The organism is Methylobacterium sp. Leaf88 (assembly GCF_001422795.1).
Classification (GTDB): domain Bacteria; phylum Pseudomonadota; class Alphaproteobacteria; order Rhizobiales; family Beijerinckiaceae; genus Methylobacterium.
The window spans coordinates 47,531-47,894 of record NZ_LMMK01000005.1 but is presented as its reverse complement, the minus strand read 5'-3'; the positions used below and the strand labels follow the sequence as shown (position 1 = coordinate 47,894).

At 65.7% G+C, this 364-nt stretch carries 1 pseudogene; it reads right to left on the bottom strand.

The window, feature by feature from the left end:
* Positions 1–364, bottom strand: a pseudogene (locus tag ASF20_RS24820) (porin family protein); the annotation flags it as partial.

Sequence of the window (364 nt, the reverse complement as noted above, 5' to 3'; positions counted from 1 at the left end):
CTAGTAGGAGCCGAACTTGTAGTTCAGGCCGGCGCGGACGACGGCGAACTCGGTGTCGCGCACTTGGCGGCCGCCGCTGGCGAGCACGACGCCCGGGCTGGTGACGCTGACTTCCTGACCGGCGTTGTTGACGGCGAAGACACCGTTGTTGCGGTTGCCGCGGTCGAGGTTCACGTACAGACCTTCGATCTTCAGCGTCACGGCCGAGGACTTGAAGAAGTTCAGGAACGAGTCGGTGGGAAGCGCGTACTCGATACCGCCGCCGGCAGCCCAGCCGGTCTGGAAATCGTCACGGCTGCGGTTGGTCAGACCGAAGTCACGACCGCCGCCCGAACCGTAGGCGAAGCCGCCGGTGCCGTACACC